The following is a 12,854-nucleotide window of genomic DNA, read 5'->3' as shown; positions in this document are numbered from 1 at the left end:
GCTTGCCCGTCGGCGTTTTAGCCATTAGTTTTTCTGAAAGCTCAAATCAGTATCCGACATATCTGAATGCTGTTTGTATAAAACAAACTCGCATCGCAGGCCGTTGATTTGCCTTAAAAGTCCATTGTCGGACAAATTTTTCTTTCTTAGAAAAATGAATGGCATATTGTCGTTCGAGGGGCTTGAAGTATTCAAAATCCTCAGCGCATAATCAGCGCACCCACTCTGGATACAATCGAGTGAAAAAAATCCCCCGCCTCGCGACTGACGAGGCGGAGACAGAACAAGGAGAGTAGAAGATGACTAACAAGCAATCGCTGAAGGCGATCGCCGGCGCGGTCGCGCTGGCCCTGGCCTCGGGTTCCGTGTTCGCCGCCAATATCCCGGCCGGCGTCAAGCTGGCCGCCAAGCAGGAACTGGTGCGCTCCAACGGCTCCGAGCCGGAGTCGCTGGACCCGATGGTGGTGGAAGGCGTGCCCGCCAACATCATCACCCATGACCTGTTCGAAGCGCTGACCGCCACCGACAACGACGGCAAAGTGCAGCCGGGCGTGGCGGAGTCCTGGAAACAGACCAATCCGACCACCTGGGTGTTCAAGCTGCGCAAGAACGCCAAATGGTCCGACGGCAACATCGTGACTGCCGACGACTTCGTCTACGGCATCCGCCGCCTGGTGGATCCGAAGCTGGCCGCGCCTTACGCCGGCACCTTCGGCATCTTCTTCGAAAACGGCGCCGACATCGTCGCCGGCAAGAAGCCGAACTCCGCCATCGGCGTGAAGGCGCTGGACAAGTTTACCCTGGAAGTGAAGACCGCCTTCCCGGTGTCCTATCTGCCGGAACTGATGTCCAACGCCCAGCTCGGCCCCGCCCCCAAGGCCGTGATCGACAAATACGGCAAGGATTGGGTGAAGCCGGGCAAGATGGTATCCAACGGCCCCTACGTGCTGAAAGACTGGCAAGTCAACAGCAAGGTCGTGATCGAGAAGAACGCCCAGTACTGGGACGCCAAGAACGTCCAGCTGACCAAGGTGAGCTTCCTGCCGATCGAAGACCAGAACGCTGACAACAAGCTCTACCTGTCGGGCCAGACCGACATGACTTATGAAATTCCGCCCGGCACCTTCGCCAAGCTGAAGAGCGAAATGCCGAAGGACCTGAAGAACAACACCATCCTGGGCTTGCGCTACTATGGTCTGAACAATAAAGACCCGCTGATGAAGGACATCCGCGTGCGCAAGGCGCTGTCCATGGTGGTGGACCGCGATCTGTTGGCCAGCAAGATCACCGCCGACGGCCAGCAACCGGCCTATAGCGTGATGGTCAACGGCGTGCACGGCGCCAAACCGTCCACCTACGACTGGGCGAAGTGGCCGATGGCCAAGCGCGTGGAAGAGGCCAAGAAGCTGTTGGCCCAGGCCGGCGTGAAGCCGGGCACCGCCATCAAGCTCTCCTACAATACCAGCGACTACCACAAGAAGATGGCCATCTTCGTGGCCTCCGAGTGGAAAACCAAGCTGGGCCTGAATACCACCATGGACAACACCGAGTTCAAGGTATTCCTGAAGAAGCGCCATGACGGCGACTATCAGATCGCCCGCAACGGCTGGCTGGCCGACTACAACGACGCCACCACCTTCCTGGCCCTGGTGCAGTGCGGCAACACCCAGAACGACAACTTCAACTGCAACAAGAAAGCGGAAGAGTTGATCAACCAGGGCAACGCCACCACCGACGCGGCCAAGCGCACCGAGCTGCTGACCCAGGCCACCAAGGTGGTGATGGACGACTACCCGATGATCCCGGTGTTGCAATACACCCTGCCGCGTTTGGTGAAGCCTTATGTTGGCGGCTACTCGCTGAAGAATACGGCTGACCGTTACCGCAGCAAGTACCTGTACATCATTCAGCACTAAGCGGAACGACGCGGGATTTGCCGCGTGACGAGGCCGGTTGCTCCGCAAGGGCAGCCGGCCGATGATTGTGGTGTTCTCGCCCCGAGCGAGCGGTCGGCCCCTACCCGCCGCCGCGGAAGGGCGAACGGGAGTTTCATGCGATGTGGTCTTATACTCTTCGCCGCGTGTTGGTGACGATACCAACCGTCTGGATCGTGACGACGGTCTGCTACCTGCTGTTGCACATGACGCCGGGCGGCCCGTTTGACGGCGAACGCAAGGTTTCGCCGGAGGTGCTGGCCAATCTGCAGGCCAAGTATCACCTCGACCTGCCCTTGTGGAAGCAATATCTCTATTACCTGAACAGCCTGCTGCACGGCGACCTGGGCGCGTCGTTCCGTTACGCCGACTGGAGCGTCAACGACCTGGTGGCCCACGCGCTGCCGGTTTCCGCCGCCATCGGCGGCAGCGCCATCCTGATCTCGCTGCTCATAGGCGTGCTGCTGGGCACCATCGCCGCCTTGCGCCAGAACAGCATCATCGACTATCTGGTGATGCTGGTGGGCAATATGGGCAGCGCCTTCCCATCCTTCATTATCGGCCCGGTGCTGGTGCTGATCTTCTCGATGACGCTGCACTGGCTGCCGTCCGGCGGCTGGGATGACTTCGCCGTCTCCTACATGGTGTTGCCGGTGGCGCTGCTGGTGTTCATCAACGTGGCCACCATAGGCCGCGTGATGCGCGGCAGTCTGATCGAGGTGCTGAACAGCAACTTCATCCGCACCGCGCGCGCCAAGGGCCTGCCCTTGCGCACCATCGTGCTGCGCCACGCGCTCAAGCCCGCGCTGATGCCGGTGGTGACGCTGCTGGGGCCGCTGGCGATCTCGTCCATCACCTCCGCCGTGGTGACCGAGTCCATCTTCTCGCTGCCGGGCCTGGGCAAGCTGATCGTCAACGGCGCCTCCAACCGCGATTACACGCTGGTGTTGGGCCTGGTGGTGCTGGTGACGGTGATTACCGTGTTGTTCAACCTCCTCGTCGACCTGGCCTATGCCTTGCTCGATCCGAAGATCCGCTACTGAGGGGGATTTCTTCATGATGAAAAGCAAACAAGCCGCGGTCGTCGCGGCGCTGGAAACCGGCCTGGCCGAAGCCGCGACCGAGGGCCGCAGCCCGTGGCGCGACGCCCGCATCCGTTTCTTCCGCAACAAGGCCGCCGTGGTGAGCCTGGTGATCATGACCCTGATCACGCTGTCCTGTATCGTCGGTCCGTGGCTGCTGCCGCATGGCTATGCCGATACCGACTGGGACGCGATCAGCCTGGCGCCGACTTTCCAGAACCTGCACTTGTTCGGCACTGACGATCTGGGCCGCGACCTGTTGGTGCGCACCCTGATCGGCGGCCGCATCTCGCTGATGGTGGGCCTGCTGGCCACCATCGCCGCCGTGATCATCGGCGTGCTGTGGGGCGCCACCGCCGGCTTCCTCGGCGGCGTGGTGGACAATGCGATGATGCGCGTGGTCGACATGATGTACGCCGTGCCCTATCTGTTGATCGCCATCATGATGGTGACGCTGCTGGGCCGCGAGTTCTACCTGGTGGTGCTGACCATCACCATCCTGGGCTGGATGGACATGGCGCGCGTGGTGCGCGGCCAGACGCTGGCCATCCGCTCCAAGGAATACATCGAAGCGGCCCACGCCATCGGCGTGTCCACCACCACCATCATCTTCCGCCACATCGTGCCCAATCTGCTGGGCATCGTGGTGATCTACACCACGGTGACGGTGCCGGGCGTGATCCTGACCGAGTCGGTGCTGTCCTTCCTGGGCCTGGGCGTGCAAGAGCCGATGACCAGCTGGGGCGTGTTGATCGGCGACGGCACCAAGGTGATGGAGAACCAGCCGTGGATGATGCTGTTCCCGGCAGGCATGCTGTCGTTGACGCTTTACTGCGCCAACTACATCGGCGACGGCCTGCGCGACGCGCTGGACCCGAAAGACCGCTGACCCCAGGATAGACGAGGCAAGTCATGAGCATTTTGAAAGTCAACAACCTCGGGGTTCAGTTCCAGACCAACGACGGCGTGGTCAACGCCGTCAATGGCGTGAACTTCGAGCTGAACAAGGGCCAGACCCTGGGCATCGTCGGCGAATCCGGCTCCGGCAAGAGCCAGACCGTGCTGGCGATGATGGGCCTGCTGGCCAAGAACGGCAAAACCAGCGGCGAAGCGCTGTTCCACGGCCAGAACATCCTGGCGATGAGCCCGGCCGAGCTGAACAAGATCCGCGGCGACCGCATTTCGATGATCTTCCAGGACCCGATGACCTCGCTGAACCCCTACCTGACGGTGGAGCGGCAGATGACCGAGGTGCTGGAGCTGCACAAGGGCATGAGCCGCCGCGAGGCCAAGAAGCGGGCGATCGAGCTCTTGGACGCGGTGCGCATCCCCGAGGCGGCGCGCCGCGTGGCCATGTATCCGCACGAGTTCTCCGGCGGCATGCGCCAGCGGGTGATGATCGCCATGGCGCTGCTGTGCGAGCCGGAACTGCTGATCGCCGACGAGCCGACCACCGCGCTGGACGTGACGGTGCAGGCGCAGATCCTGGCGCTGCTGAAAGACCTGCAGCGCGATTTCGGCACCTCCATCATCATGATCACCCACGATCTGGGCGTGGTGGCGGGCCTGTGCGAAAACGTGCTGGTGATGTATGGCGGCCGCGCGATGGAATACGGCAAGGCCGACGATATTTTCTATCACCCCAGCCATCCCTACACCATAGGCCTCCTGGGCGCCTTGCCGCGCCTGGACCACGACGGCAGCGACCTGATCAGCATTCCGGGCAATCCGCCCAATATGGCGAACATGCCCAAGGGCTGCCCGTTCAGCGAACGCTGCGCGCACGCCGGCTCGCGTTGCGCGGCCGAGCTGCCGCCGCTGGCGCCGAGCACGCTCAATCCGCAAATCCTGCGCGCCTGCCACAAGCCGGCGGAAGAACTGGTGAAAGCCGCCGAGGAGGTGACCCATGGCTGACAACAAGCAAGCCATCCTGTCGGTGCGCAACGTCAAGGTGCATTTCCAGGTCAAGGGCGGCGACGCCTGGCCGTGGAGCCCCAAGAAAACGCTGAAGGCGGTGGACGGCGTCAGCTTCGACCTCTTCGCCGGCGAAACGCTGGGCGTGGTGGGCGAATCCGGCTGCGGCAAGTCCACGCTGAGCCGTGCCATTCTCAACCTGATTCCGGCCACCGAAGGCGAAATCGTCTGGATGGGCAAGGACTTGCGCAAGGGCAGCCCAAAAGATTGGCTGAACGTGCGCAAAGACATCCAGATGATCTTCCAGGATCCGCTGGCCTCGCTGAACCCGCGCATGACCATCGCCCAGATCATAGGCGAGCCGCTGCGCGTGCATAAGCCGGAACTGTCGTCCGAAGAGGTGCTCAAGCGCGTCAAGGCGATGATGAAGAAGGTGGGCCTCAGGGAGCAGATGATAAACCGCTACCCGCACGAGTTCTCCGGCGGGCAGTGCCAGCGCATCGGCATCGCCCGCGCGTTGATCCTCGAGCCCAAGCTGATCATCTGCGACGAGCCGGTGTCGGCGCTGGACGTGTCCATCCAGGCGCAGATCATCAATCTGCTGAAGGAGCTGCAGCGCGAGATGGGCCTGGCGCTGATCTTCATCGCCCACGATCTGGCGGTGGTGAAGCACATCTCCGACCGCATCCTGGTGATGTACCTGGGCCGCGAGATGGAGCTGGCGCAAAAGCACGCGCTGTACGACGTGCCTTCGCACCCCTACACCCGCGCGCTGCTGTCGGCCATCCCCATTCCGGACCCGAAGCAGGAAAAGAACAAGGTGATCCAGATCCTGCAAGGCGATCTGCCCAGCCCGATCAATCCGCCGTCCGGCTGCGTGTTCCGCACCCGCTGCCCGCAGGCGGAAGAGCGTTGCGGCAAGGAAAAACCGGAACTGCGCAAGCTGAGCGAACAAACCCAGTCCTCCTGCCTGCTGGCTTGACCCAGGCCGGATGAAGGAACCGCCCGTCGCCGCAAGGCCGCGGGCGGTTTTTTCTTGTTCAGGCAGTGGTATGCTAATGTTATTTTCTGTTTGGCGATGCTTGAGCCGTCAAGCCGATCCCAAGCTTAAGTCCCTGGTGGACGCCCCGCCTGAGGAGCGATTCACCGGCAAAATGCGAGGCGCCCTGCGGGCGCCTTCCAACGTAAACCGAGGAGAAAGGCATGGCTTCCATCGTGACGGCGACCAGTACCCGTTTTCAGGCCAAGCAATGGCAGGAGCAGGCGCTGCAACAGCAGGAAGGCGCGGGCGAGCTCAAGCGCGCCAGCGTCGTCAACGCTTTTGAAGGCTCGCTGCAAGGCGAGGGCTGGCTGGAATATCAGCTTTTGTATCCGCGCGAGGCCGGCGGCGATGTGCGCTTCATCGGTTATGAGCGGGTCGTCGCCAGCTGGGGCGACAAGCGCGGCAGCTTCGTGCTGCTGCACGACGGCGTCTATTCGGCGACGGCGGGCGTCAGCGGTAGTTTGAAAATCCTGCCGGGCAGCGGCAGCGGCGATTTTCAGAACCTGTCAGGAGAGGGCCGCATCATCAGCCAGCCCGGCGCGCATGGCGGCGAGTATCTGCTGACTTTGTGGCTGGATTGACGCCTGGCGTGGCTGCGGTAGGGCGGAAGCCCGGCATGACCGGGCGTTCCGCCTTATCGATGGTTCGTGCGAAAGGTACGGCGGAACGCCCTTTGGGCTTCCGCCCTACGTCATTGGGCGCATATTTTTCCCAATCACAGTGAGGACAGGCATGGATTTGCAATTGCGGGGCAAACGCATGGCGGTGACGGGCGGCTCGTCCGGCATCGGCGCGGCCATCGTCAAAACCCTGGCGGCGGAGGGCGCGGAAGTGTTCTGCTGCGCTCGCGACGCCGCGCGGCTGGATGCTTTTCTGAGCGGCTTGCCACGCGAGTGGCGGGTGAGCGGCCGCGCGCTGGACGTACTGGATGATCAGGCAGTGGCTGAATGGCTGGCCGACATCGGCGCCTTCGACGGCCTGGCGGCCAATGTCAGCGCGCTCAAAGGCAGTTGGCGCGAATCCATCCGCACCGATATGGAGGCCACCATCGCCTTGGTCGAAGCGGCGACGCCCTATTTGCGGCAATCGTCCGCCGGCGCCTTGTGCTATATCGGCTCGATGTCTGCCTCGCAGCCCGCCGCCTTGTTCGAAGGCTATGGCGCGGCCAAGGCGGCGATGGCCCACTATATGAAAAGCCTGTCCTGTCAGTTATTGCCGCAGGTGCGGGTCAATACCGTGTCGCCCGGCGTCACCGAGTTTCCCGGCGGAATGTGGGATCAGCTGCGGCGCGAAGATCCGGAAGCGTATCGGCGCAAGTTGGCGGAGTATCCGCTGGGCCGTTTCGCCGCGCCGGAAGAAGTGGCGCGGGTGGCCGCCTTTCTGCTTAGCCCGGCGGCCAGCTTCGTGTCCGGCGCTAATTGGTATGTGGATGGCGGGGCCAGTCCATTGGTGCAATTCTGAAACCGAAGAAGGAGAAAACCATGCTGCCAGCCAAAATGGTCACCACAGCATTCGAGCTGCCGGGCTACCGCATCACCGCCAATCTGGGCGTGGTGCGCGGCATCACCGTGCGCTCGCGCTCGGTGGTCGGCAATATCTTGGGTGGTTTGCAGTCGCTGTTCGGCGGCAACATCACCATCTATACCAGCTTGTGCGAGCAGGCTCGCTCGGAAACCTACGCGCTGATGAGCGAGCATGCGCTGGCCTTGGGCGCCAATGCAGTGATAGGCATGCGCTACGACGCCACCGACGTGATGGCCGGCCTGACCGAGGTGCTGTGTTACGGCACGGCGGTGCGGGTGGAACCCATCGATGGCTGAAACCCGTTATCCAGGCTGTTGCTTGTGCGGCGCTGTGCGTTTTTCCATCGCCGCGCCGCTGCCGCATTTTTATCAATGCCATTGTTCCTTGTGCCGGCGTTTGAGCGGCTCGGCCTGCGATACGGCTTGTTTCGTCGATTTGCCGCAATTTCGCTGGGAGGCCGGCGAGGACAATATCCGCTCCTATCAAACCGCCAGCGCTTACCGCTCGGATTTTTGCCTGACCTGCGGCAGCACCGTCCCGCACCGGATGCGCAATGGCCGGCAGGCTTGGGTGCCGGCCGGGCTGTTGGACGAGGCCGGCGACAGCGAGGTGCGGGCGCACCTATTTGTCGCCTCCCGCGCGAGTTGGGATCGCATCGCAGAGGGAGCATGCCACCATGATGCGATGCCGGAAATGGAGGAGCTGGATCTCTGTTTGCGCAAAGCGCTTACGCCTTCCCAGCCGTAAGCGCGGTTTCGCCCAGTTCGCACAACTGCTCGGCGCGCGCATCGCAGAAATGCTCGGGCGAGGGGCCCTGTCCGCGCAGCCACAGCAAACGCCAGCCTAGCCGGGCATCGGGCAGCAAGCCGCAAAAGCGGAAGCCGTGGCTGGCCAGCGCATCGGCCAGGCTCAGCGCTTCCGCGCTCAGCGCCAGGGTCAGGTACAGCAGCTGATTGGCCGGCAGCGCGGCGATTTCGTCGATGCGGGCGGCGGAGGGCGAATCCAGATGGATCTCCAGCCGCTGGCCATGGCGCGCCAAACTCAGTTCCGACGGCAGTTGCGCCGCAGACGGCGCGGCATTTTCCCCGAAGGTTTGAACCAGGGGGCGCAGCCAGTCCCGCCATGCGGCTGGCCAGTCCAATGCGGGCAAGGCGCGGGCGCGCAGCGGCAGGCAGCCCAGCACGATGCTTTCCGGCTCGGGCTTGCCGAAGGGCGAGGCGACGTAGTCCAGCAGCAGGGCGGTGGTGTGAAAGCCCAGCGATTGGGCGACATACTGGCTTTGTGGATGGGAGCACACCTGCTTGATGGTGATCAGCGCCAGCCCCAGTCCTTTGGCGGCATCGATCAGATGGCGGCCCAGCAGGGTGGCGATGCCCAGGCCGCGGGCGTCCGGATGGACCGCATTGAGCGCCAGCTCCGCCTGGCCGGGGCGGGCCGGATCGCGCCACAAGGCGGCGTGGCCGACCAATTGATCGCCGCGCAGGGCAACCGCCGACAGCCACTGGCCGCTGCGGTTGCGTCGTTCGATCTGGCTGGGCAGGTACACATCCGGGTACACGTAGTAATCGCCGTAGACGGCGCGGAACAAGGCGCTGACGCCGGCTGCGTCGCCGGCTTGGTAGTCGCGCGCCCAAGCGGTTTTCTCCACGCGAGCGTTCATGTCAGGCCTCCTGATAGTCGCGCAGGTCCGCCACCCGCATCAGCTTGCCGGAGCGGGGATGGGTGCGCAGCTCGCCGGGCGGCGATTGCCGCACGACAAAGGCCAGCTCGCCGCTGTCGCAGCGCGCGGCGATGTCAGCGTGCCGTGCCAGCACTTCGCGCCGGATCGCGTCCAAGGGCAGGGGCTGGTTGGCGGCAAGCTGCAAGCCCAGCAGATCGCGGCCATCCTGCCGGTCTATTTGCAGCTGCCAGGCCAGCAGCTGCGGCCAGCTTTGCAGCGTTTCGGCCAGCGCGTCAGGGAACAGCGACAAGGTGCCGATGCGGATGCGATGGCCGGCGCCGGCGCGGCCCAGCAAGGAAAATTTGCGGTTGGGGCCTTCGGTCTCGCGCCAGCAGGCGCGGTCGCCGGTGGGGTATCGGATCACCGGCATCAGCCGTCGCTGCAGATTGGTCAAAACCAGCAGGCCGGGCTGATCGATGTCCTCCACCGGCTCGCCGCTGTCCTCGTCGATGATTTCCACGATGCTGTCGCCGTCGAACACGCGGTGCTCGCCGTTGCGGCAATCGGGCGCGGCATAGCCGATCAGGCCCGCGTCTACGCTGGCGCAGCCGACCGATGCCAGCCGCGCTTGCGGAAAGGCCTGGCCCAGCAGCGCCAATTGTTCGCCGAACAGGCTTTCGCCGCCGTAGAGCACGGTTTCCACGCCATGCAATGCCTGGCCGGCGTCGCGCAGGAACTGGGCGAAGCGGATCAGTTGAGCCGGCACGCCGGCCAGCACGTTGATATTCAAGCTGCGGATGGCGTCGGCCAGATGCGCGTGCTCGACGGTGCAGGTGAACGGGTATTCGACCACCGGCAGCGGCGCGTTCGACAGCGCGCCATGGATGAACAGCAGGCTGGTGTAGAGGTCGCCGGCGAAAAACAGATTGGCGACGCGATCGCCGGCGCGCAATTGATGGGCCAGGCCCTGGCCGAAGGACTGGACGAAGTCCCGCCATTCGGCGCGGCGGAACACCGACAGCTTGCCGTCGCCGGTGGAGCCGCCGGTTTTGAACACATGCCCGTCTTCCAGCGGCCCGGTCAGCACCGGCCAGTCCGGGAGCGAATCCGCGCCGCGCCAGTACGCGGCGGCCGGCGTCACGGGCAGGTCGCGCAGCCGCCAGCCTTGTTCGGGCAGCTCGCGGTACAGGTCGCGGTAAAAGGCCGAATGGGATCGGGCATGCTCTACAAGTTGAATCAGCGAAAGTTTCATGTGGGTTCCGAATGCGCCGGCCGGGGCCGGCGCTTTGGGCTAGCGTCTCAGGTCCATCACCAGCGGCGTCTTGCCGCTATGCGTTTGGCGGCGGAATTCGCCTGCCGGGGTCGGAACGAGCTCCAGTTGCAGCAGGCCGCCGTTCACCACCTCGTTCAGCATCGGATCGAGCAGCAGTTGCTCGCGCAGGCCGGAGGCATCGCCATCCACCAGCAGGCGGATGCGGTCGCAGCCTCTGTCGGCCTGATCGATCAGCCACTGCTGCGGGTGGGGGAGGCTCATGCCCATCTCCGCCGGATTGATGAAGATGGTGCCGACCCGCAGCAGCGCGCCATGGCGGCCGGCGAGCTGGAAACGCGGCGTTTCGAGCCCGCAGGGGCAGGCGCCGGGCAGCCAGCGGCCCAGGTCGCCCAGGTCGTAGCGCGCCACGCTTTGCGCTTCGCGCGCGAGCGAGGTGAACACCAAACGGCCGGCGGCGCCGGGCGCGGCGGGGTGATCGCCGCCCGAGTCCAGTATCTCCAGCCATTGGGTTTCGGCCAGCAGATGGAATTCGCCGTTGGCGCTGTGCGGGCAGCCATGGCCGAGCGGGCCGGCGTCCACCGAGCCGTAGATCGCGGAGCGGATCAGCGCCACGCCGAAGCTCTCGATATAGGCGTGCTGCGCTTCGTTCAGATGCTCGCCGCCGAAGAAGATCTTTTTCACGCCGCCGTAGGCGCGCAGCGCGGCTTCTTCGCGTTCGAACAGCCTGTGCAGGGTGCTAGGCATGCCTATCAAGGTGTTGACGCGCTGCCGGACGATGAACTGCGCGATTTCGCTGAAGTCGTCGTCGGAGGGGCCGCCCATCGGATATTGCGGCGCGCCCAGCTGGTCCAGGATGGTGAAGAAGCTGAGCATGCCGCCGTACAGCTTGCCGCCGTACAACAGGTTCATCACCCGGTCGCGGGCCGGGTCCAGGCCGGCGGCGAACAAACCGTCCGCCGCGGCGCGCATCTGGCGGTGATAGTCGCGATAGCTGAAGCCCGCCAGCTTGGGTTCGCCGCTGCTGCCGCCGCTGAGGAAGAACAGCTGGGCGCTGTCGCCCATGGCGCCGTGCTGGAAGCCATGCTTATCCATCACCGGAAGCTCGGCCAGGCCTGCCGGTTCGGCCGGCGGCGCGTCCAGATGGGCGCGGCCAGGCAGCGCCGCTTCATCGAGGCTGACCGATACGCGGCGCGCCAGGCGGGTCAAGGCCAGCACGCCGTCGTGCGGCTCGCCGGCATAACCGTCATGCATGGCGCCGGCGCGAGCGACGCGGCCGACGCCCGACAGCAGCAAGAGCCGGCTCAACTCCGCCAGCCGCGAGGGCGGCGCGATCAAGCCGCAGCTTTGCAGATGGGTGCGCCAGGGGCGCAGCAGGGCGGGCAGCGCGGCGCGCGGGGCGGGGCGCAGCTGCAAGGTGCGGAACAGCGGCGACGCCGCCAACTCCTGGCGCATATTCCAGGCCAGACGCCAGCCCTCGCCCTCCAGCACTTCGCCTTCCAGGCCGGCGAAGGCCTGGTCCAATTTCTGGTAGGCCAGCTGGGTGGTGATTTCCGCGGCCTCCTGGGTATCCGGCCGCAAGGCCGGCCACAGGGGAGCGCGGCGGCGTAGCGCCTCGGCCACGCGCTGGGCGGCATGGCGCAGCGCGGCGGGATCGCCGCTGTCCACCAGCAGGCATTGCGGGCTGGAACAGGCTTGCTGGTCATGGCGGCAGATGTCGTCGGCCAGGGCGTCCAGGCCGGCGTCGTCCAGCGCGGCCGGGTCGAGATAGGCGAAGCTGATCTTGTGGCCCCAGTCTATCCAGCGGCAGCCGGCGGGCAATTGAGTACGGATCGCCGCTAGCGCGGCGTCGCCGCCCCAGGCCGAGACGCCGTCGGCCTCGGCCAATAGCGGGGCGAGCTGGCTGCTGGGCAGCGGCAGCACGGCCAGATAGTCGGCCAGCCGGCCGCTGGCATCGTGATGCAGGAATTCCGCCAACAGGCGCGCGCTCAGCCCGCCATCGCTGGCGCTGGGCCGCAGCCAGTTGACATTGCCGGCCAGCAAGCCTTCCAGCGCAGCCATGAAGGGCAGCAGCGCGGCATTGGCCGGCGTGATGTGCACCACCAGCCCCAGCGGCCGCCAAGCCTCGAAATGGGCCGCGCGGTAATCGAGGCGGCGCAAGGAGAAGGGTTGCTCGCCCAATTCATTGTCCAGCTTGGCCTGCAGCGCGGAACGTTGACAGAAGGCCGCCAGTTGCCGGCGAGCGTCCTCGTCCAGCAAGGGGTGGAATTTCGCGTTCAGCAGGCCGTCGGCGAAGCGCTGGGCGCAGGCCAGCACGGTTTCTGTCGGCAGCGCTTGGCTAAACGCGCGGGGCAGGCGGCTGCGCAACAAGGGCAGCAATTCGGCCAGATCGGCCTCGGCATGCAGTTTGCCTTGACTCAGATACATG

At 64.7% G+C, this 12,854-nt stretch carries 12 protein-coding genes; 9 read left to right on the top strand and 3 right to left on the bottom strand.

What is annotated here, in order from left to right:
- Window positions 1-299 precede the first annotated feature (299 nt).
- The 9 genes from NKT35_RS05490 to NKT35_RS05450 all read left to right on the top strand — a co-directional run bounded on the left by NKT35_RS05490 (window position 300) and on the right by NKT35_RS05450 (window position 8,243).
- Window positions 300-1,916, top strand: a complete 1,617-nt coding sequence (locus NKT35_RS05490) for a peptide ABC transporter substrate-binding protein (RefSeq protein WP_254299575.1) — start codon at window positions 300-302, stop codon at window positions 1,914-1,916.
- A gap of 140 nt (window positions 1,917-2,056) precedes the next feature.
- Entirely contained in the window at window positions 2,057-2,977 is a 921-nt protein-coding gene (gene oppB, locus NKT35_RS05485; RefSeq protein WP_254299573.1) for an oligopeptide ABC transporter permease OppB, read from the top strand.
- A 13-nt stretch (window positions 2,978-2,990) separates the two neighbouring features.
- A complete protein-coding gene (locus tag NKT35_RS05480) occupies window positions 2,991-3,905 on the top strand; it encodes an ABC transporter permease (protein ID WP_254299570.1) in 915 nt (304 codons plus the stop codon).
- A 23-nt stretch (window positions 3,906-3,928) separates the two neighbouring features.
- Window positions 3,929-4,930: an oligopeptide/dipeptide ABC transporter ATP-binding protein gene (locus NKT35_RS05475; protein ID WP_254299568.1), complete on the top strand. Its 1,002-nt coding sequence runs from the start codon at window positions 3,929-3,931 to the stop codon at window positions 4,928-4,930.
- The gene (gene oppF, locus NKT35_RS05470) at window positions 4,923-5,912 is read left to right on the top strand and encodes a murein tripeptide/oligopeptide ABC transporter ATP binding protein OppF (RefSeq protein ID WP_254299566.1); all 990 of its coding nucleotides are present in this window, start codon (window positions 4,923-4,925) and stop codon (window positions 5,910-5,912) included. Before NKT35_RS05475 ends, oppF begins: the two co-directional genes overlap by 8 nt.
- 221 nt (window positions 5,913-6,133) lie before the next feature.
- The gene (locus NKT35_RS05465) at window positions 6,134-6,553 is read left to right on the top strand and encodes a DUF3224 domain-containing protein (RefSeq protein ID WP_254299563.1); all 420 of its coding nucleotides are present in this window, start codon (window positions 6,134-6,136) and stop codon (window positions 6,551-6,553) included.
- 151 nt (window positions 6,554-6,704) lie between these two features.
- Complete coding sequence (locus tag NKT35_RS05460) at window positions 6,705-7,433, top strand: SDR family NAD(P)-dependent oxidoreductase (protein ID WP_254299560.1); 729 nt, start codon at window positions 6,705-6,707, stop codon at window positions 7,431-7,433.
- A 20-nt stretch (window positions 7,434-7,453) separates the two neighbouring features.
- Window positions 7,454-7,792 carry a YbjQ family protein gene (locus NKT35_RS05455; RefSeq protein ID WP_254299559.1) on the top strand — a complete coding sequence of 113 codons (339 nt, stop codon included), beginning with the start codon at window positions 7,454-7,456 and terminating at the stop codon, window positions 7,790-7,792.
- Window positions 7,785-8,243 (top strand): GFA family protein, encoded by a 459-nt coding sequence (locus NKT35_RS05450; protein ID WP_254299558.1) that lies wholly within the window; start codon window positions 7,785-7,787, stop codon window positions 8,241-8,243. The genes NKT35_RS05455 and NKT35_RS05450 overlap by 8 nt, the downstream gene beginning before the upstream one ends.
- Here NKT35_RS05450 and NKT35_RS05445 read toward each other — a convergent pair.
- The 3 genes from NKT35_RS05445 to NKT35_RS05435 are packed head-to-tail and all read right to left on the bottom strand — an operon-like array spanning window position 8,224 to window position 12,853.
- On the bottom strand, window positions 8,224-9,156 hold the full coding sequence (locus tag NKT35_RS05445) for a GNAT family N-acetyltransferase (RefSeq protein WP_254299556.1): 933 nt from the start codon (window positions 9,154-9,156) through the stop codon (window positions 8,224-8,226). The two genes, NKT35_RS05450 and NKT35_RS05445, sit on opposite strands and share 20 nt — an antisense overlap.
- Before the next feature lies 1 nt (window position 9,157).
- Complete coding sequence (locus NKT35_RS05440) at window positions 9,158-10,408, bottom strand: phenylacetate--CoA ligase family protein (protein ID WP_254299555.1); 1,251 nt, start codon at window positions 10,406-10,408, stop codon at window positions 9,158-9,160.
- Window positions 10,409-10,447: 39 nt separating this feature from the next.
- Entirely contained in the window at window positions 10,448-12,853 is a 2,406-nt protein-coding gene (locus tag NKT35_RS05435) for an acyl-CoA reductase (RefSeq protein WP_254299554.1), read from the bottom strand.
- Window position 12,854: the final 1 nt, after the last annotated feature.

The organism is Chromobacterium sp. IIBBL 290-4 (assembly GCF_024207115.1).
In the GTDB taxonomy this organism is placed as follows: Bacteria; Pseudomonadota; Gammaproteobacteria; order Burkholderiales; family Chromobacteriaceae; genus Chromobacterium.
The sequence above is the reverse complement of the archived record's forward strand: the minus strand, read 5'-3'. Positions and strand labels throughout refer to the sequence as shown.

What these genes read in the sequence shown, in the direction of transcription:
- NKT35_RS05490 (WP_254299575.1), top strand. Translation starts at nt 300, where the DNA reads ATGACTAACAAGCAATCGCTGAAGGCGATCGCCGGCGCGGTCGCGCTG.
- oppB (WP_254299573.1), top strand. Translation starts at nt 2,057, where the DNA reads ATGTGGTCTTATACTCTTCGCCGCGTGTTGGTGACGATACCAACCGTC.
- NKT35_RS05480 (WP_254299570.1), top strand. Translation starts at nt 2,991, where the DNA reads ATGATGAAAAGCAAACAAGCCGCGGTCGTCGCGGCGCTGGAAACCGGC.
- NKT35_RS05475 (WP_254299568.1), top strand. Translation starts at nt 3,929, where the DNA reads ATGAGCATTTTGAAAGTCAACAACCTCGGGGTTCAGTTCCAGACCAAC.
- oppF (WP_254299566.1), top strand. Translation starts at nt 4,923, where the DNA reads ATGGCTGACAACAAGCAAGCCATCCTGTCGGTGCGCAACGTCAAGGTG.
- NKT35_RS05465 (WP_254299563.1), top strand. Translation starts at nt 6,134, where the DNA reads ATGGCTTCCATCGTGACGGCGACCAGTACCCGTTTTCAGGCCAAGCAA.
- NKT35_RS05460 (WP_254299560.1), top strand. Translation starts at nt 6,705, where the DNA reads ATGGATTTGCAATTGCGGGGCAAACGCATGGCGGTGACGGGCGGCTCG.
- NKT35_RS05455 (WP_254299559.1), top strand. Translation starts at nt 7,454, where the DNA reads ATGCTGCCAGCCAAAATGGTCACCACAGCATTCGAGCTGCCGGGCTAC.
- NKT35_RS05450 (WP_254299558.1), top strand. Translation starts at nt 7,785, where the DNA reads ATGGCTGAAACCCGTTATCCAGGCTGTTGCTTGTGCGGCGCTGTGCGT.
- NKT35_RS05445 (WP_254299556.1), bottom strand. Translation starts at nt 9,156, where the DNA reads ATGAACGCTCGCGTGGAGAAAACCGCTTGGGCGCGCGACTACCAAGCC.
- NKT35_RS05440 (WP_254299555.1), bottom strand. Translation starts at nt 10,408, where the DNA reads ATGAAACTTTCGCTGATTCAACTTGTAGAGCATGCCCGATCCCATTCG.
- NKT35_RS05435 (WP_254299554.1), bottom strand. Translation starts at nt 12,853, where the DNA reads ATGTATCTGAGTCAAGGCAAACTGCATGCCGAGGCCGATCTGGCCGAA.